Raw genomic sequence first — 18,342 nt, 5'->3', positions numbered from 1 at the left:
CTTCTTCCGAGATGAAGGAGACGCGCATGAAGAACTTGCCGGTATCGAGATCGTCGAACTGGCTGGAATCGACGATGTTGCAGCCCTGTCCGGCCAGATAGTTCGAGATCGCCGCAACGATCCCACGCGTCGATTGGCACGTCACTGTCAATACATAGCTCGTCATGCTGATCTTCCTCCGCCGTCCGCGGCCAAAATTCCGCTGTCGCGCCGGGGGAATGCACCCCGGCGCCTGAGCCCTGAAGGGCATCTTGCCGCCACGCACTCAGATATCGAGCGTGCTGTCGCGCTCCCACTGCGTGAAGTGCGAGCAGTAGGCGTTCCACTCCTGATGCTTGAGCTTCAGATAGGCTTCGGAGAATTCCGAACCGATCGCCTGCTTCAGCCCCTCGTCCTCGTCATAGGCACGCAGCGCATCGAGCAGATTGAGCGGCAGTCGCGGCGCATTCTTCACGAGATGACCCTCCGCATACATGTCGATATCGTGATGAGGCCCCGGATCGGCCATGCTGCGTAGGCCATCGAGGCCGGCAGCGATGATGACGGCCTGCAGCAGGTAGGGATTGACGGCACCATCGGGCAGGCGCAGCTCGAAGCGGCCGGGACCAGGCACGCGCACCATATGGGTGCGGTTGTTGCCGGTCCATGTCACGGTATTGGGAGACCAGGTGGCACCCGACGTGGTGCGCGGCGCATTGATGCGCTTGTAGGAATTAACGGTGGGATTGGTGATGGCCGCCAGCGACGAGGCATGCTTCATGATGCCACCGAGGAAATGCTTGCCCTCGGCCGACAGGCCGAATTCGGCCTCTCTGTCGGCAAAGACATTGGTCCTGCCATCATTACTCCATACGGAAATATGGCAATGGCAGCCGTTGCCCGTCAGCCCCTTGAAAGGCTTCGGCATGAATGTCGCCCTGAGGCCATGCTTTTCGGCGATCGATTTGACCATGAATTTGAAGAAGGAGTGCTTGTCCGCCGTCTTCAGGGCGTCGTCGAATTCCCAGTTCATCTCGAACTGGCCGTTGGCATCCTCATGGTCGTTCTGATAGGCGCCCCAGCCAAGCTCCAGCATATAGTCGCAGATCTCGGAGATGACGTCATATCGCCGCATGACAGCCTGCTGGTCATAGCAGGGCTTTTCAGCCGTGTCGTATTCATCCGATATCTTGGCGCCATCGGCGGTGATCAGGAAGAATTCGGCTTCGACGCCGGTCTTGACGCGCTTGCCCGCGGCTTCCGCTTCCTTCACGAGCTTCTTCAAGACGTTGCGCGGCGCCTGGGCGACCAGCTCGCCCTCCATCATGCAATCGGCCGCGACCCAGGCAACATCCTTCTTCCACGGGAGCTGGATAACGGAGGAGGCATCGGGTACGGCAAAAAGATCGGGATGGGCGGGCGTCATGTCGAGCCAGGTGGCAAAACCGGCAAAGCCGGCACCCTCCTCCTGCATCCCGGCAATCGCCTGCGCCGGGACCAGCTTGGCACGCTGGCCGGAAAAAAGATCCGTATAACTGATCATGAAATATTTGATGCCTTTGTCCTTTGCAAAGGCAGCAAGATCCAGTGTCATTCTCGTTCCCCTTTGGATTTCTTCGAGACACTTCGATGATGCATGCAGCGGCCGGACCTCTCGGCCCGGCCGGTATCTTAAAAGCCTCCCTTGCCCGGGTACCAATTGGTGCCGGCGAGCGGAATCTGCGCCATGGCGGCGGCCTCCATCGTCAGCGCACAGAGATCCTCCGGCTCCAGGTTGTGCAGGTGATTCTTGCCGCAAGCACGCGCGATCGTCTGCGCTTCCAGCGTCATCACCTTGAGATAATTGGCAAGGCGCCGGCCGGCTGCAATGGGGTCGAGCCGGCTTGCGAGCTCAGGATCCTGGGTGGTGATACCGGCTGGGTCCTTGCCCTCGTGCCAGTCGTCATAGGCGCCGGCCGTCGTGCCGAGCTTCTGATATTCTTCTTCCCATTTGGGATCGTTGTCGCCGATCGCGACCAGCGCCGCCGTACCGATGGCAACGGCGTCGGCGCCCAGCGCCAGCGCCTTCGCCACATCGGCTCCGGAACGAATGCCGCCCGAAATGATGAGCTGTACCTTGCGATGCATGCCGAGATCCTGCAGTGCCTGGACTGCGGGGCGGATACAGGCAAGCGTCGGCATGCCGACATTCTCGATGAAGACATCCTGCGTCGCAGCGGTGCCGCCCTGCATGCCGTCAAGCACGACGACGTCGGCACCGGCCTTGACCGCAAGAGCCGTATCGTAATAGGGGCGCGCACCGCCGACCTTCACGTAGATTGGCTTTTCCCAATCGGTGATCTCGCGCAGCTCCATGATCTTGATTTCGAGATCGTCCGGACCGGTCCAATCCGGATGGCGGCAGGCCGAACGCTGATCGATGCCCTTCGGAAGATTGCGCATATTGGCGACGCGATCGGAAATCTTCTGGCCGAGCAGCATGCCGCCGCCGCCGGGCTTGGCGCCTTGGCCCACAACGACTTCGATCGCATCGGCGCGGCGCAGATCCCTAGGGTTCATACCGTAGCGCGACGGGAGGTACTGATAGACCAGCGTCTGCGAATGGCCGCGCTCCTCGTCCGTCATGCCGCCGTCGCCTGTCGTCGTCGACGTGCCTGCGATCGTAGCGCCGCGGCCAAGTGCTTCCTTGGCATTGCCGGAAAGCGCGCCGAAGCTCATGCCAGCAATAGTGATCGGGGTCTTCAGCGTGATCGGCTTCTTGGCGAAACGGCTGCCGAGGACGACGGTCGTATCGCACTTCTCGCGATAGCCTTCGAGCGGATAGCGCGATATCGACGCGCCGAGGAACAGTAGATCATCGAAATGCGGCACCTTGCGCTTGGTGCCGGCGCCGCGAATGTCGTAAATGCCCGTCGCCGCCGCGCGGCGGATTTCGGCGAGCGTATGATCGTCGAAGGTAGCGGACTTGCGAGGCGGCGTGTGCGGATTGTGGTAGCTCATGAGGTCCCCTTCGCCTTAGTACGCGTCGGCATTGTCGATATTGAAATTATAGAGCTTGCGCGCCGATCCATAGCGCTTGAATTCCTCCGGCCTGACGCCGCGCACGCCGGCCTTTTCCAGAAGCTCGGAGAGCTTCTGCAGGTGTTCCGGGCGCATCTCCTTTTCGATGCAATCGGAGCCGAGGCTTTTCACCGAACCGCGGACGAAGAGCTTGGCCTCGTAGAGGCTGTCCCCCAGCGCATCGCCGGCGTCACCGAGCACGACCAGATGGCCTGACTGTCCCATGAAGGCCGACATATGGCCGATATTGCCGTAGACGACGATATCAATGCCCTTCATCGAGATGCCGCAGCGTGAGGCGGCATTGCCCTTGATGACAAGCAGGCCACCCTGCCCGGTCGCCCCGGCATACTGGCTGGCATCGCCTTCGATGACGACGGTGCCGGACATCATGTTTTCCGCAACGCCCGGTCCGGCCGAACCGTGGATGGTGACGTTGCCGCCATCATTCATGCCGGCGCAGTAATAGCCGACGGAGCCCTTGATATCGACAGTGACGGGCGCGTCGATACCTGCGGCAACAGCATGATGGCCGCGCGGGTTGACGACTTCGAAAGCCGTATCGTTGGTGCCGGCGGCGAGGCCATGAAGGGCGCTATTGAGTTCGCGCAGCGGCGTGACGGATAGGTCGAAAACTGGCATGTAAGATCTCTCTCGATTACGGCGCTTCTGATCAGGCAGCCTTTTCGTGATCCCAGAAATAGACGGTCGCCGGCTCCGGCTCCCAGATGCGGGCATCCTCGATGCCCGGAAGACTGACGAGCGCACGATATTCGGAGCCGAAGGCGACATACTGGTCCGTCTCGGCCATAACTGCCGGCTTGCAGGCGATGGGGTCGCGAACGACGCCGAAGCCGGACTTGGTGCCGACGACGAAGGTGAAGAAGCCGTCGAGATCGTCGACCGCGCTTTCGAGCGCCGCCCCGAGATCCTTGCCCTTGGCCATCTCGGCCGTCAGATAGGCGGCCGCGACCTCGGTATCGTTTTCCGTCTCGAAGGTCATGCCCTCGCGCTTCAGCTCGCGCCGCAGGTTGTTGTGGTTCGATAGCGAACCGTTGTGAACCAGGCACTGGTCCGAGCCGGTGGAGAAGGGATGAGCGCCGAGCGTCGTGACGGCCGATTCCGTCGCCATGCGCGTATGGCCGATGCCGTGCGTGCCTGACATGGCGGTGACGCCGAAGCGCGAGACCACATCCTTCGGCAGGCCGACCTCCTTGTAGATCTCGACGGTATCGCCGCTGCTCATGACCCGGATATTCGGGCGCAGACCCGCCAGAGCCACCCTGCCCTCTTCAAGCTTGTCCTTGGCAAGGGTGATGACGGCATGCGTGCTCTTAACCGCCACGGCCACGGGAATGTCGAGCGCCCGCCTCAGCTCATATTCCAATCCGTCGAAATCCTTGACCGGATCAGGTGACTGAACGGTGATCTTGGCCGAGCTGCCATTATCGTTGCCGTAGATCGCGATACCCGCACTATCAGGTCCGCGATCGGTCATCGTGATCAACATGGAAGACAGAAGCGCGCCGAGTTTCGGCTCCAGCGCCTTATCCTTCAAGAAAAGACCGACAATTCCGCACATGCCCAAAGCCTCCGTTTTCGCATCTGCAAAAATGGCTATCAGGTCCGTCGCGGTTTTTCAACTCAAAAGAATAATTTTTTCTTTTAAGGCAAGTCAGTCGGTCTTGCCTCGCTGTGGGTAACTAATGATCGAAAGGTATTTTGCCGGCAGTTTCACCAGCACCTCCGGGCCATGCGGAGCATCCGCATCGAAGAAGAGGCTATCGCCGGGCTGCATGGGGTAAAGCTGGTCCCCATGGCGGTACATGACCTCGCCCTCGAGCATATAGAGGAACTCCATTCCCTCATGCTGAAAGGTTGGGAAGACGTCGGAATCCGCCGTCAGCGTGATGAGATAGGGCTCGACGATGACGCCGCTGGAATTGTTGTCGATATGGCCAAGGAGATTATATTGATGGCCCGCGCGCGTGCCACGGCGTTCCAGCTCGACACCCTGGCCCGCCTTGACGAAGACGGCGTTGCGCGGCTCCTCATAGCGACGGAAGAATGCGGTCAAGGGCACGCCGAGCGCACGCGACAGCGATTGCAGCGTCGTCAACGACGGCGAGATATTGCCGTTCTCGATCTTCGACAGCATGCCGAGCGAGATCCCCGTCGCGGCGGCGAGATCCGTCACGGTGATGCCGAGCTTCTTGCGATAGGCGCGAACTTCGTGGCCGATCGCCATTTCGAGATTGTTTTCCTTCGGCTCGCGAACCGCATGCGGGTTTTGGGAGAAGGCCGAGCGTCCAGCATGGGATTGGTCGTCGGCCGATATCGTGTCTGCCTTGGTTTTCATTCTGTATCCTTTTTTGTCGGCAGGGCCTGCTGGGAAGAACTCTATCCTCCCAGTGAAATTTTCTCAACTGCGACGAAAATCAAACGCGGCGGGTTTCGCTGGGTGCCATGCCATAAAGCGAGCGATAGGCTCTGGAGAAATGCGCGCCGCTGGAAAAGCCGGTGGCGATGGCGATTTCGGAAATCGAAAGTGGACTTTGCTCCAGAAGCCGCCGGGCATGCCGCAGGCGTATCAGCCGATATTGATCTAGGAATGTCGAGCCGAGATGACTAGCAAACAGCCGGTCAAGATGACGCGGCGTGACACCTGCAATGCGCGCCATGGCCGTACGGTCGAGCGGCATCTCGATCGTTTCCTCCATTTTTGCAAGAACGCTGAGCAGGCCCGGATGGTGAACGCCGTAGCGTTCTGCGAGCGAACCACGTTGCGGCGCCGCTGGCTCGCCGACTTCGGTGTGCAGATACCAGTCGCTGACGCGCCGGGCGAAATCGGCGCCCATGTGCTCAGATATTAGCACATGCATCATGTCTAGCGGCGCGATGCCACCGCCGCAGGTGATGCGATTGCCATCGATGACGAAGCGTGCCTGGCGCGGCGCAAGTGCTGGAAAGGCTTCGAGCAGGGCCGGCGCATGCTCCCAATGAATGGTGAAATCGCGCTCGGCCAAAAGCCCGGCGGCGGCAAGCAGATAGGGGCCACCGGAGATGCCACCGATGCGCACGCCCTCGCGTGCGAGCTGGCGGAGGCAGGCGAGAACCGAAGGGTAGTGCCAATCGCGCGGCGAGCCGCCGGCGCAGACAAAGACCGTGCCGAGCTCGGATCCGCGACCCGGGAGAGGGTCGGCCGGCACCGGTACACCACCAGAGGATACCGCCGGGATGCCATCCGGCGAAAAAATCGACAATCGATAGATTTCACGTCCGGCCAAAAGATTCGCGGCGCGCAACGGCTCGCTCGCGGAAGCATAGGACATCAGCGCGAATCCAGGGATCAGGACGAAGCCGATGGCCTGACTTTTTCTTGCATCGATGGAAGCCATGTCCCCTTTTTATCGAAAGAGGTCCTAATTGGGCAAGTCGGCATTTGCCACTCTGTCATCATGAGCGCATTCACAGCGGATCGAACCATGCGCTATTCGGCTTTTTCTGTTTTCCTCAACGGTCTTCGCGGCAATACCGGCTGGGCGCCCGCCTGGCGCCAGCCGCAACCGAAACCGCATTATGACGTCATCATCGTCGGTGGCGGCGGTCATGGGCTGGCAACTGCCTATTATCTGGCCAAGACCTTCGGCATCACCAACGTCGCCGTTCTGGAAAAGGGCTATCTCGGCTCGGGTAATATCGGGCGCAATACGACGATCATCCGCTCGAACTACCTGCTGCCCGGCAACAATCCGTTCTACGAGCTCTCGATGAAGCTCTGGGAAGGGCTGGAGCAGGATTTCAATTTCAACGCCATGGTCTCGCAGCGCGGCGTTCTCAATCTATTTCATTCGGATGCTCAACGCGACGCCTATACCCGTCGCGGCAACGCCATGCGCCTGCACGGCGTCGACGCGGAATTGCTCGATCGCGAAGCTGTTCGCAAAAAGCTGCCCTTCCTGGATTTCGAAAACGCCCGCTTCCCGATCATGGGTGGCCTGTTGCAGGCGCGCGGCGGCACGGTGCGCCATGACGCAGTCGCCTGGGGCTATGCCCGCGGCGCCGACAGCCGTGGCGTCGACATCATCACCGGCTGCGAAGTGACTGGTATTCGTTCCGACAATGGCCGGGTCCTTGGCGTCGAGACCACGAAGGGCTACATCGGTTGCGGCAAGCTGGCGCTCGCGGCCGCGGGCAATTCCACGGTGGTCGCCGACATGGCGGGTCTGCGCTTGCCGATCGAGAGCCATGTGCTGCAGGCCTTCGTCTCGGAAGGCCTGAAGCCGTTCATCGATTGCGTCGTCACCTTCGGCGCCGGCCATTTCTATGTCTCGCAGTCCGACAAGGGCGGTCTCGTCTTCGGCGGCGATATCGACGGATACAATTCCTACGCCCAGCGCGGCAATCTCGCGACCGTCGAACATGTCGCCGAAGCCGGTGTGGCGATGATCCCGGCGCTGACGCGCGTGCGCTACCTGCGCACATGGGGTGGCGTCATGGACATGAGCATGGATGGCTCTCCAATCATCGATCGGACGCATATCGACAACCTCTATCTGAACGCCGGCTGGTGCTACGGCGGTTTCAAGGCCACGCCGGCGTCGGGCTATTGCTACGCGCATCTGATCGCCCGCAACGAGCCGCATGAGACAGCAATGCAGTTGCGCCTCGATCGCTTTCGGCGCGGCTATCAGATCGATGAAAAAGGCGTCGGCGCCCAGCCGAACCTGCATTGAGGACATAACGACATGGCAAGCCTGATTTCCTGCCCTCACTGCGGCGCCCGGCCCAAGGAAGAGTTCACCATCAAGGGCGACGCGAACCTCAGCCGCCCGAAAGCCGACGCCAGCGCGGAAGACTGGTACGATTACGTCTATCTGCGCGACAATCCGAAGGGGCTTCACAAGGAGTATTGGCATCACTCATCCGGCTGCCGCCGCTGGTTGATCGTCGAGCGCGACACTGTTACCCACAAGGTCTATGGCGTCAGCGACGCGGCACTTGCCAAGCTTGGGGGCGGCGCATGAGCAGCTATCGGCTTTCCTCCGGCGGCCTGATCGATCGTTCGAAGACCCTCGCCTTCAGCTTCGACGGCCGGGATCTGACGGGCTATCCCGGCGACACGCTTGCCTCCGCCCTGCTCGCCAATGGTATCCAGCTTGTCGGCCGCAGCTTCAAATATCATCGCCCGCGCGGCATCCTGACGGCGGGTGCCGCCGAGCCCAATGCCCTTGTCACGACCGGCACGGGCGGACGAACTGAAGCCAATACCCGTGCCACGATGATCGAGCTTTACGATGGGCTCACGGCGCGCAGTCAGAATCGCTGGCCGTCGCTCGGCTTCGATATCGGCGCCGTCAACGGCTTGTTGTCGCCTTTCCTCAGCGCCGGCTTCTACTACAAGACCTTCATGTGGCCGGCCGCCTTCTGGGAGAAGGTCTACGAACCGCTGATCCGCAAGGCCGCCGGTCTCGGCAAGGCATCCTATGAGGCGGATCCCGATTCCTATGAAAAATGCTGGGTGCATTGCGATCTGCTCGTGATCGGCGCTGGACCCACGGGTCTTGCCGCGGCGCTGACGGCGGGACGCGCCGGAGCGCGGGTGGTTCTTGCAGACGAAGGCTTCGCCCTCGGCGACGGTTTGCTCGCAGAGAAGAATCCGACGTTCGAAAGCATGATCAATGAGCTCGAAAGCCTGTCGAACGTGCAGTGCCTGCCGCGAACGACAGTTATCGGCTGGTACGACGACAATGTCTTCGGGGCGGTCGAACGCGTTCAGAAGCATGTGGCGACGCCTGATCCGCGACGGCCGGTCGAGCGCCTGTGGCGCATCATCGCCAAACAGGCGATCCTCGCGACCGGAGCGGAAGAGCGCCCAATCGTCTTCGGCGGCAACGACATTCCGGGCGTGATGATATCAGGCGCAATGCGCAGCTATCTGAATCGGCAGGCGGTTGCGCCTGGCAAGCGCACAATAGTCTTCACGACCAACAGTTCCGGCTACCGCACCGCCGCCGAGCTCGAGGCAGCGGGCGTCGAGGTTACCGCCATCGTCGACGGTCGCGCCGATGGCAACGAGCTCTGGAACGGCAAGGCACAAGTCTTGGCCGGCGCTCGCGTCATCGACGCGCATGGCGGCAAGCAGCTGCGCCGGGTGACCGTGGCGAGCTCCTCCGGTAGCCGGGAAATCGAAGCCGACGCGCTTGCCATGTCCGGCGGTTGGAGCCCGATCATTCACCTTGCCTGCCATCGCGGTGCAAAGCCGACCTGGTCGGAAAGGTGTGCAGCCTTCCTGGCCCCTGAAAGACAGGAAGGCTTGCTGATTGCCGGCTCCGCAGCCGGCCTTGCCTCCACTGATAGCTGCCTTGGCGACGGGGCAATGAAAGCCGCCGAGGCGCTGGAAGCAATCGGCCTTGGCAAGATCGTCCCGGCCTTTGCGTCAATGGAGGAAGCACCGCCTGCTGCCAAGCCGCTCTGGTTTGTCAAAGGTGGCAAGGGCAAGGCCTTCGTCGACTATCAAAACGACGTGCACCTCAAGGATCTCGGCCTTGCCGTTCGTGAAGGCTATGGCGATGTCGAGCTTGCCAAGCGCTATACGACCAACGGCATGGCGACAGATCAGGGCAAGCTCTCCAATGTCAACGCCATCGGCATCCTGGCCGAGGCCCGCGGCGTATCGCCGGCCGAGATCGGCACCACGACATTCAGGCCCTTCTACACGCCGGTTTCCTTCGGTGCTTTGACAGGTACCTCGCGGGCTAAGCATTTTCAGCCGGCGCGAAAATCCCCCTTGCACGAATGGGCGAAGAAGAATGGTGCGGTCTTCGTGGAAACCGGGCTTTGGTACCGCTCCTCCTGGTTTCCGCGCGAGGGTGAAAAAACCTGGCGCGAAAGCGTCGATCGCGAAGTGCTGAACATCCGAAAAAATGCCGGCATCTGCGATGTCTCCACACTCGGCAAGATCGAGATCTTCGGCAAGGATGCCGCCACCTTCCTCGACCGTATCTATTGCAACGGTTTCGCCAAGCTTTCCGTCGGCAAGGCGCGCTACGGCATCATGCTGCGCGAAGACGGCATGATCTATGATGACGGCACCACCAGCCGGTTGAGCGAAGACCATTTTTTCATGACCACAACGACAGCGCTTGCCGCCGGCGTGCTCACCCACCTGGAGTTCTGTGCCCAGACGCTCTGGCCCGAGCTGGAGGTCTGTTTCGCGTCGTCAACCGATCAATGGGCGCAGATGGCGGTCGCCGGACCGAAGTCGCGGTTGATCCTCTCCGAAATCGTCGACGAGGATATTTCCAACACCGCCTTCCCGTTCATGAGCGCGCGCGCGGTCTCATTGTTCGGCGGCAAGCTTGAGGGTCGCCTCTTCCGCATATCTTTTTCCGGGGAGCTCGCCTACGAGCTTGCCGTGCCGGCGGCCTATGGCGAATTCGTCGCCGACGCCATCATGGAGGCGGGTCAAAAACATGAAATTTGCGCCTATGGCGCCGAGGCGCTTGGCGTCATGCGTATCGAGAAGGGTCATGTCACCCATGCCGAGATCAACGGCACGGTAACGCCAGGCGATCTTGGCTTTGCCCGCATGGTTTCGGCGGCGAAGCCTGATTTCATCGGCAAGGCGATGCTCGCGCGCGAGGGTCTCCAGGCCGCCGATCGGCCTCGCCTCGTCGGTGTCAAACCGGTGGACCCGGCAACAAGCTTCCGTACCGGCGCTCATATCCTTGCGGACGGTGCGGCGGCGACACTGGAAAACGACCAAGGCTATGTGACATCGAGCGCCTTTTCCCCCAGCCTCGGCCATACGATCGGGCTCGCTTTCATCAAGAATGGAGCGGAGCGCATCGGCGAGAAGGTCGTCGTCTGGAACGGGCTTAGAAACGAATACACGGATGCAATGATCTGCAGCCCGGTCTTCCTCGACCCGCAGAATGAGAAACTCCATGCCTGATTTGCCGATATCAAAGCCGGTCCTTGCCGGAAAGACCGTCCTGCAAAGCGAGACCATCCGGCTTGAAGCCCTGCCCGAGGGGCATCTCCTGCATGTGCTGGGCGCAACCACGAGCGAAGAGCTTTTGGCCCATCTTCCTGTGGCCGGCCTCAAGCGGAGTTCCGTACGCCCGGCGGGATACCGGCAATGGTTCATCGCCGGTAACGAGCAGCTCGTTCAATCTCAAAGGCAGGCTATCGCCGATGTCCTGGCCGGCCGCGCCTTCATCTGCGACCAAAGCCACGGCCGTATCCGCATCCTGGTTTCGGGCCAGGACGCGCCCCGGATACTCAACAAAGGTACGGCCGTCGATCTGCATCCATCGAGCTTCCCCGAGGGGCGCAGTGCCATGACGCTTTTCGGTCATATCTCTGTGCAGCTCACGCGCATCGGCATGAACGATTTCGAGCTGACTGTGCTGCGCAGCTTTGCGGAATCGCTTTATGAGGAACTCGAAGCTCTGGTTCGATCTCAGGATGCCGAGCAGCTCGCGCTCTGAACCACATCTCTGGCGCGGACATAGCAAGGCTTTCTTGCCCGTAACCGTCATACGCGCAACGCGCGAGGTGCACCTCAAACACAACGTTAGTAAGAAAAACTTACAATTAGGCCCCTGTTAACCATCTTGAGCTTAGAGATTGTTGATCCAGAGGCACGTCCGCCTTCCCCTGTTTTGCGAATAAATCGTTCATGTCGATCATCCACGCCCTCGGCGCAAATAGCGGTCGCCTCATCAGAATCACCTTTGGTCCGGGCGGACGCGAACGCCCGCCAGTACGCGCAACGGGCAAAGCCAAACTCGCCAAAGCTCGCATCATGATGCTGGCGGGTGGGCTGTTCGTCTGTTATGTGGCGATCTTTGCCAGGCTTACCTATTTCGATATGGAGCCGCGGACCGACACGTCGGCGATTCCGCCGGATCATGTCAGCGCCGCGCGCCCGGATATCGTCGACAGAAACGGCGAATTGCTCGCAACCGATATTCGCACAGTCTCGATGTTTGCCGAGCCCAACCGCGTGATCGACCCGGACGAGGCAGTGGAAAAAATCGCCTCGATCTTTCCCGATATCGACCGCAAATCTCTTTATAAGAAGCTTGCTGACCGCCGCTCGCATTTTGCCTGGCTGCGCCGGCAGCTGACGCCGAAGGAACAGAGCGAAATCCTGGCGCTCGGCATTCCGGCGATCGGCTTTCGACCTGAAGTCAAGCGCTTTTATCCGGGCGGACGCACCGCCGCGCATATTCTCGGCTATGTCGATATCGACAATCATGGCGTCGCCGGCATGGAGAAATATCTCGACATGCAGGGCCTGTCGGATCTCGCTTCCACGGGCCTGACGAGCCGCGACCAATTGGAGCCGGTACGGCTTTCGATCGATCTTCGTGTTCAGAACGTTGTGCATGACGTGGTGTCGGATGCAATCGGCCGATATCAGAGTCAGGCGGCCGGCGCCGTCATCCTCGACATTCACACGGGCGAAGTCCTGGCCATGGCCTCGGCTCCCGATTTCGATCCGAACGATCCGCAAGCTGATGTCAAAGGCTGGCTGAACCGCATGTCGAACGGCACCGACGAGATGGGCTCGGTGTTCAAGACCTTCTCGATAGCGATGGCCATCGACACGGGCATGGTCAAGCTGACGGATACCTTCGACGCCAGCGCCCCTCTACATTACGGCGGCTTCACCATCCATGACGACCGCGACGTGCCGCGGCGTGTCCTGTCGATCCCGGAAATCTTCCGCTATTCGTCCAACATCGGCACGGCCAAGATGATGGATAAGGTGGGCATGACCATCCAGAAGAGCTATCTGACCCGCTTCGGGCTGTTGACGAAGATGCAGACCGAACTGCCCGAGGTGAAGGCGCCCAGCCAGCCAAAGGTTTGGAAGAAGCTCAACTCCATGACCATTGCCTTCGGCCACGGCGTCGCCACCACGCCGATGCAGACTGCCGTCGCTGGCGCAGCCCTCATTGACGGTGGCAAGCTGATCGAACCCTCCTTTCTTCCGCGCACACAGGAAGAGGCGGAGAAGACCGAGACGATGATCGTCAAGAAGAGTACCAGCGACACGATCCGCTACCTCTTCCAGCTGAACGGTGAGCAAGGGTCTGGCAAACCTGCCGACGTCCCCGGCTACCATGTCGGCGGAAAGACGGGCACCGCAAACAAGGTCATTCACGGCGTTTATTCGCACAAGCTCAGCTTCAATTCGTTCCTGGCGGCGTTCCCAATGAATAACCCGAAATACGTAGTGCTGGCCTTCGTCGACCAGCCTCTGACGGGCGAACACAATCTGACCTTCGCGACCAACACGGCGGCACCCATGGTCCATGACATCATCAGCCACGCCGCGCCGCTGCTCGGCGTCGAGCCCGATTTCGGGTCAAACTTGCTCGCCGCGTACTGAAGATTGGATGTTTGATCCCTAGCTTCGATGGGCAAAGTCACGCCTTTCTCGAAAGCCGCGGCTTGTTGAAATGCGTTTTGCCCCAAAAGACAGGGCTCGCCACCTCAGCTTATGTTCCAAAATGAATCAATCTCATACAATTTTAGGTAGTATAATTCAAATCACTACGGGTACGTGGTTTGGCTTTTTCTCGCACCTCCCTTAACGGGCATTTGTATGTTTTGCTGTTGGTCTTGCCCCGACAAGCGGGGCAAGCATATTATCGCTAGGTAGCCGGTGAGTTCTTCACCGATCAGGCAACCTCCCGCGCTAGTGTTTCAAAGATTGGCGTCAGCCGCCGATGGCGGCCGACCGGTGGATGCTCGATTTCCACCAGACGCCCGGATTTCTTCTGCCGTTTCAGCCATTCGCGCAGGGTTTCGGCGCTTGTATGATCAAGGTAGTGCAGGCGCGTGCCGGCAATCCTGATCTTGCGACCCTCGGGAAGCGTTTCCAGCATATTGAGCAGGGCGGGAACATCCTTGCATGTCGCCACGCCCACGAGGTCGAGATGGATGGTTTCATCCTCTTCCAATCTGTCGATGGCGAGCTTGCGACGCAGATATGGAAGGATCTCCAATATGGACAGCGCAAGGCCGAGTGCCACGCCCACGAGCAGGTCCTGAAGTACCACCATCGCGACCGTAGCGGTCCAGATCCCGACAGGGACCCAGCCGTGATGATCGAAGAGATGCCGGACATGATGAAGACTGATCAGCCGCCATCCTGTCACCAGCAGCACCGCGGCAAGCGCCGTCAGCGGCACCATTGCGAGGAGCTGCGGCAGAAACGCCACCAGCCCGAGGATCCAAACACCATGCAGCACGGCCGACGCCCGCGAGCGTGCGCCCGCCTGAATATTGGCGGACGACCTGACGATGACACCGGTGATGGGCAGCGCACCCAACAGACCGCAAAGCCCGTTGCCGATACCCTGCGCAAACAGCTCCTTGTTGAAGCGGGTCCGCACGCCATCATGCATACGATCGACGGCGGCGGATGAAAGCAGCGTTTCCGCACTGGCGATCACCGCGATGACCAGCGTCGTCACCATGATGCCGGGCTCGACCATCCTGGCAAAGCCATCCAGCGTCGGCAGTGTAATGCTTTCGATAAGGGAGGACGGCACCTCCACTCTTGCGATTGGCAGCTGCATGCCAACCGTCAATATCGTACCGGCCGCAACCCCCACCAGGGCACCGGGTATCAGCATCAGTTGCTTCGGCCTGAATTTCTCCCAGGCGATCATGGCCAGCAAGGAAATCAGCCCCACGAGGAGAGCGACTGCTTCACGTGTCAGCCCCGCGCCCCATACGCGAGCAAAGGTCTGCTCCATGGCGGTGACGTTCTCGATGCCTCCGGCAGCCGGTCTTGCCCCCATCAGCACATGGATCTGGCCAAGAATGATGAGGATGCCGATCCCGGCGAGCATGCCGTGGACGACCGCGGGTGAAATCGCCCGGAACCACGAGCCGATCTTCAAGAATCCGGCAAGGACCTGCAGTAAACCCGCAACGATGAGAACCGGCCCGAGCATGTCGATGCCATATTGCTCGACGAAACCGAAGACGATCACGGCAAGGCCAGCGGCCGGCCCTGATACCTGAAGCGGCGATCCCGCCAAAAGGCCGACGACGATACCGCCGACAATGCCTGAAATGAGGCCCATCGCCACCGGAACGCCTGAAGCCACGGCAATGCCGAGGCAGAGCGGTATGGCGACGAGGAATACGACGAGCGAGGACGCGAGGTCGCGTGAAAGAGCAGAGCTTGACATCATCGGCCTACTCCGCGGCTTGCGGGATCACATGCGGACGACCACGACCCTTAACCGCGACAGGCAAAGGCCTGTCCTCAAGGATTTCCGTGAAGCGAGCGGCCGTACCGTCATAGACGAGCACCTCCCCCGTCTCGATATCGAAGAACCATCCATGCAGTGTGATGTCGTTGATCGCAAGCTTGGCGGCGACGGAAGGATGCGTGCGCAAGTGGTCGAGCTGAACGACGACGTTTTCCATCGCGATGGCGCGAACCCTTTGACGCTCGGACAGGTCGGCGGGGTAGGCTTCGCAGACGATCGAATGGGCGGCATGACTGTGCTTCAGCCAGGCGGCGACATTCGGCATCGGTTTCAAAAGATCAGGATGGCAAAGCCCTTTCATCGCACCGCAATCGGAATGCCCGCAGACGATGATATCACGAACGCCGAGTGCTACGACCGCATATTCTATTGCCGAGGACACACCGCCATTCGCCGTGGAAAAGGGAGGAACGATGTTTCCTGCATTGCGGCAAACGAAGAGTTCGCCGGGGCCGGATTGCGTGATCGTTTCAGGCATGACCCGGCTGTCGGCGCAGGAAATCATCAGCGCTTGCGGCTGCTGCCCCTCCTCCGCCAGCTTGCGATAAAGTGCCTGATGGTCGGGAAAGACGGCACCGCGAAAGCTGGAGATCCCTTTAAGCAAATCACCCATTGTCGAGTCCTTGTAATGGGCCGGACGGCAGGCAGGGGGCGTACCCATGCCCGGCGGGTTGGAATGCGCGATCATCTCGCAAGTGCGAGATAGGAACTGGAAATGGGAAGAAAATAGCGAGCGCCGAATTAGCGTAGCCTAATTTATAAAAATCTTGTGAGTGGACTGTGAGATCCTTTTAGTTGACCTCCGGCGCATGCGTCACAACGACAGCCCATATGAGACCATTGGACGGTGCTCTTCCAATCGGTAAGGTCCGTCCCTGATCTCCGAGCCTCGCCGACTATGATCCGGATGGCCGCTGCTAGGCCTGCGGATCGCTTCTCGCCGGCCATAAAACCGCTCTGTGATCTTCCCGTCAATTGGGGGGCAGACTAATGACCGCCAAGTCCGAAATCACTGGGGTGATCCGCCCCACCCGCCTCCTTCATGAAGGCGAGCAGCAGCTCGCTCAACCGGCCCGGCTGCTCCTGCTGGATCCAGTGACCGGCGCCGTCGATCAGCTCGATGCCAGCCATCTTCGTCGCTGCCTTTGTCCTCATGATATCGAGCGCGCCCGGCGCTGCGTAGGTGCCCCAATCGCTCTTCCCGCCCACGAAGAGTGACGGGACATCGATCGTCCTGCCCGAAAACAGGCGCAACTCGGCATTCAGGTCAGGATCGGAATAGACGCGATAAGTCTGCAGCGCGCCCTGAAATCCGGTGCGGCCATATTCCTCCGTGTACACGCCAAGTTCCGGCTCGGTGAGCCATTTGCAGGTTTGGACCTCGGCGGCGGAAGGCTGGAATGGAGCGACAGTCTCGGGCATCGTCTTGCCGAGATCCATGACATAGTAGGTGGGCATTTTTGCAAGCTCCGTGGCGGTTCGCGCCTGCAGCGGCTGCGGCTTGTTTCCCGGCCAGTCGGCGCTCTTGACGTAGAAAAAGGTACGAAGAAACGCATGTAGACCTTGAGGGGGACGCCACATGTCGTCATTGGCCTCCCGAGTGCTCAAATATTGCTGATAATACTCTCTGGGCGGATCGAGCGCAGCCAGCGCGGCCGCCAACCTTTGATTGTCAGTATTCGATTGGACCGGCGACGATGCCTCGCTTTCCGCGGTGTTGAACGGAAATGCCGGCGGGCCAGGGAAAGGCGCGCTCATCAGCACCACCGATGGAAAGACGTCAGGTCGAGCGAGCGCGCAATAAGCCGCCACGGGCGAACCGAAGTCGTGCCCGACAAGCATCGTCGTGCGCCGATACCCCAGCGCCGAAACCAGCCCGAGCGCGTCGCGCGTCATGTTCAAGAGGCTGAAGGGCGCGAGCGGGGTGTCATAGCCGTTCATCCAACCGGTGGTGCGGCCAAAACCCCGCTGATCGGGCGCCACGACATGGTACCCCGCGTCAGCCAGAATCGGAATCAGATGTCGCCAGCCGTAAGCCAAATCCGGAAAGCCGTGCAGAAGCAGCGCGAGCGGCCGGCCGGGGTTTTCGTAACCGGCTTCGAGAATATGGACATCAAGGCCGTTGACCCCGTGGATCATGCGCGAGCGGACCCCCTTGGGAAGCGTTCCCCCGCCGTAAGGTGGTGTAGTCAAAGCACTTCCTCCCATGGGGTTTGAGCGAGCCGATCGAAGGGACGCGGCAACCAGACTGGCCGCGCCCATCGCCAAAACGGCTCGTCGGGACATCGATGGTTTGAAATGAACGGGATGATTCATCCGCGGGCCTCTTTCTATGGCGATCACCATAGTATGGCGATCGCCATAGCGGCGTCAAGCGAACCGTGTTATGTTTGTTGCATGCCACGCAAGACTGACGCCCGCGCCAACGCGATTGCAACCGCCCAAAGACTGTTTCGCATCCAAGGCTATACCGCGACTGGATTGACCCAGATCATTGAAGAAAGCGGTGCCCCTAAAGGATCGTTCTACTTTCACTTTCCACGCGGCAAGGCACAGCTCGCAGAAGAAGCAATCGATCAATACGTCGGGAGCCGAATTGCGGTTTTGCGAAATATCTCCGCGAACACGGCCGGCGATGCGGAAAATTTCGTTCGCCAGATTTTCGGAACATTCGCCGCCGAAATGGTCGCCTCCGACTTTCAATATGGCTGTCTGATGCAAAATCTGGCGAATGAACTGCCCGCGCTCGACGCTGAGCTGACCAAAAGGGTCGCGCGCGGATTTGTCGATTCGACCGAGATTATTGCAGAGCATTTCAGGCGGTGTGGCTTCGCTCCCGCGCGCGCATCCTCCACCGCGGCCGCTTTGGTAGCCGCGCTCGAAGGCGCGCGAACGATCGCACGCCTGGAACGCACGCCGGCCGTATTCGAGGCACTGGCGGAGGTTAGTTGCCAGAGGTGCTTACCACCGGCATGACTGCGGGCAGCGTCCCCTC

General features: G+C 60.4%; 16 protein-coding genes. 6 read left to right on the top strand and 10 right to left on the bottom strand.

The genetic code is table 11. From position 1 onward, the window contains the following. The 7 genes from AC13RC_RS21500 to AC13RC_RS21470 all read right to left on the bottom strand — a co-directional run. The coding region (locus tag AC13RC_RS21500; protein WP_488558352.1) for an ACT domain-containing protein at positions 1–166 on the bottom strand (166 nt) is incomplete at its 3' end. Positions 167–265: 99 nt separating this feature from the next. Further along, positions 266–1,573: a type III glutamate--ammonia ligase gene (gene glnT / locus AC13RC_RS21495; protein WP_113395660.1), complete on the bottom strand. Its 1,308-nt coding sequence runs from the start codon at positions 1,571–1,573 to the stop codon at positions 266–268. Between the two features lie 77 nt (positions 1,574–1,650). After that, positions 1,651–2,979, bottom strand: a complete 1,329-nt coding sequence (locus AC13RC_RS21490; protein ID WP_112724650.1) for an FMN-binding glutamate synthase family protein — start codon at positions 2,977–2,979, stop codon at positions 1,651–1,653. 15 nt (positions 2,980–2,994) lie between these two features. Beyond that, positions 2,995–3,681 carry a GltB/FmdC/FwdC-like GXGXG domain-containing protein gene (locus tag AC13RC_RS21485; protein WP_112724649.1) on the bottom strand — a complete coding sequence of 229 codons (687 nt, stop codon included), beginning with the start codon at positions 3,679–3,681 and terminating at the stop codon, positions 2,995–2,997. 31 nt (positions 3,682–3,712) lie between these two features. After that, positions 3,713–4,621: a class II glutamine amidotransferase gene (locus AC13RC_RS21480; protein ID WP_113352090.1), complete on the bottom strand. Its 909-nt coding sequence runs from the start codon at positions 4,619–4,621 to the stop codon at positions 3,713–3,715. Positions 4,622–4,714: 93 nt separating this feature from the next. Beyond that, positions 4,715–5,398 (bottom strand): helix-turn-helix domain-containing protein, encoded by a 684-nt coding sequence (locus AC13RC_RS21475; RefSeq protein WP_113352091.1) that lies wholly within the window; start codon positions 5,396–5,398, stop codon positions 4,715–4,717. A 79-nt stretch (positions 5,399–5,477) separates the two neighbouring features. Beyond that, on the bottom strand, positions 5,478–6,437 hold the full coding sequence (locus AC13RC_RS21470) for a GlxA family transcriptional regulator (protein WP_488558342.1): 960 nt from the start codon (positions 6,435–6,437) through the stop codon (positions 5,478–5,480). Between the two features lie 87 nt (positions 6,438–6,524). Here AC13RC_RS21470 and AC13RC_RS21465 point away from each other — a divergent pair, with 87 nt between their 5' ends. From AC13RC_RS21465 to AC13RC_RS21445, 5 genes are all read left to right on the top strand, one after another. Then, positions 6,525–7,775, top strand: coding sequence for a sarcosine oxidase subunit beta family protein (locus tag AC13RC_RS21465; protein WP_113352093.1), 1,251 nt, complete (start codon positions 6,525–6,527; stop codon positions 7,773–7,775). Between the two features lie 12 nt (positions 7,776–7,787). Further along, complete coding sequence (locus AC13RC_RS21460) at positions 7,788–8,066, top strand: sarcosine oxidase subunit delta (RefSeq protein WP_113352094.1); 279 nt, start codon at positions 7,788–7,790, stop codon at positions 8,064–8,066. After that, entirely contained in the window at positions 8,063–10,996 is a 2,934-nt protein-coding gene (locus tag AC13RC_RS21455; protein ID WP_113352095.1) for a sarcosine oxidase subunit alpha family protein, read from the top strand. The genes AC13RC_RS21460 and AC13RC_RS21455 overlap by 4 nt, the downstream gene beginning before the upstream one ends. Continuing rightward, positions 10,989–11,534, top strand: a complete 546-nt coding sequence (locus AC13RC_RS21450) for a sarcosine oxidase subunit gamma family protein (RefSeq protein WP_113352096.1) — start codon at positions 10,989–10,991, stop codon at positions 11,532–11,534. The genes AC13RC_RS21455 and AC13RC_RS21450 overlap by 8 nt, the downstream gene beginning before the upstream one ends. 191 nt (positions 11,535–11,725) lie before the next feature. Beyond that, positions 11,726–13,447 carry a peptidoglycan D,D-transpeptidase FtsI family protein gene (locus AC13RC_RS21445; protein ID WP_113352097.1) on the top strand — a complete coding sequence of 574 codons (1,722 nt, stop codon included), beginning with the start codon at positions 11,726–11,728 and terminating at the stop codon, positions 13,445–13,447. 292 nt (positions 13,448–13,739) lie between these two features. Here AC13RC_RS21445 and AC13RC_RS21440 read toward each other — a convergent pair whose 3' ends face one another. The 3 genes from AC13RC_RS21440 to AC13RC_RS21430 all read right to left on the bottom strand — a co-directional run bounded on the left by AC13RC_RS21440 (position 13,740) and on the right by AC13RC_RS21430 (position 17,540). Beyond that, a complete protein-coding gene (locus tag AC13RC_RS21440; protein WP_113352098.1) occupies positions 13,740–15,266 on the bottom strand; it encodes a SulP family inorganic anion transporter in 1,527 nt (508 codons plus the stop codon). Between the two features lie 4 nt (positions 15,267–15,270). Beyond that, entirely contained in the window at positions 15,271–15,960 is a 690-nt protein-coding gene (locus AC13RC_RS21435) for a carbonic anhydrase (RefSeq protein ID WP_113395667.1), read from the bottom strand. 374 nt (positions 15,961–16,334) lie between these two features. Further along, positions 16,335–17,540, bottom strand: coding sequence for an alpha/beta fold hydrolase (locus AC13RC_RS21430; RefSeq protein ID WP_488558341.1), 1,206 nt, complete (start codon positions 17,538–17,540; stop codon positions 16,335–16,337). A 204-nt stretch (positions 17,541–17,744) separates the two neighbouring features. Here AC13RC_RS21430 and AC13RC_RS21425 point away from each other — a divergent pair, with 204 nt between their 5' ends. Next, positions 17,745–18,323 (top strand): TetR/AcrR family transcriptional regulator, encoded by a 579-nt coding sequence (locus AC13RC_RS21425; RefSeq protein WP_488558351.1) that lies wholly within the window; start codon positions 17,745–17,747, stop codon positions 18,321–18,323. The last annotated feature ends 19 nt before the right edge of the window (positions 18,324–18,342 follow it).

The sequence above is a fragment of the Martinezella sp. CNPSo 3890 genome, assembly GCF_057784455.1.
Note: the sequence above shows the minus strand (reverse complement) of the source record. Positions and strands in the feature narration are given on the sequence as shown.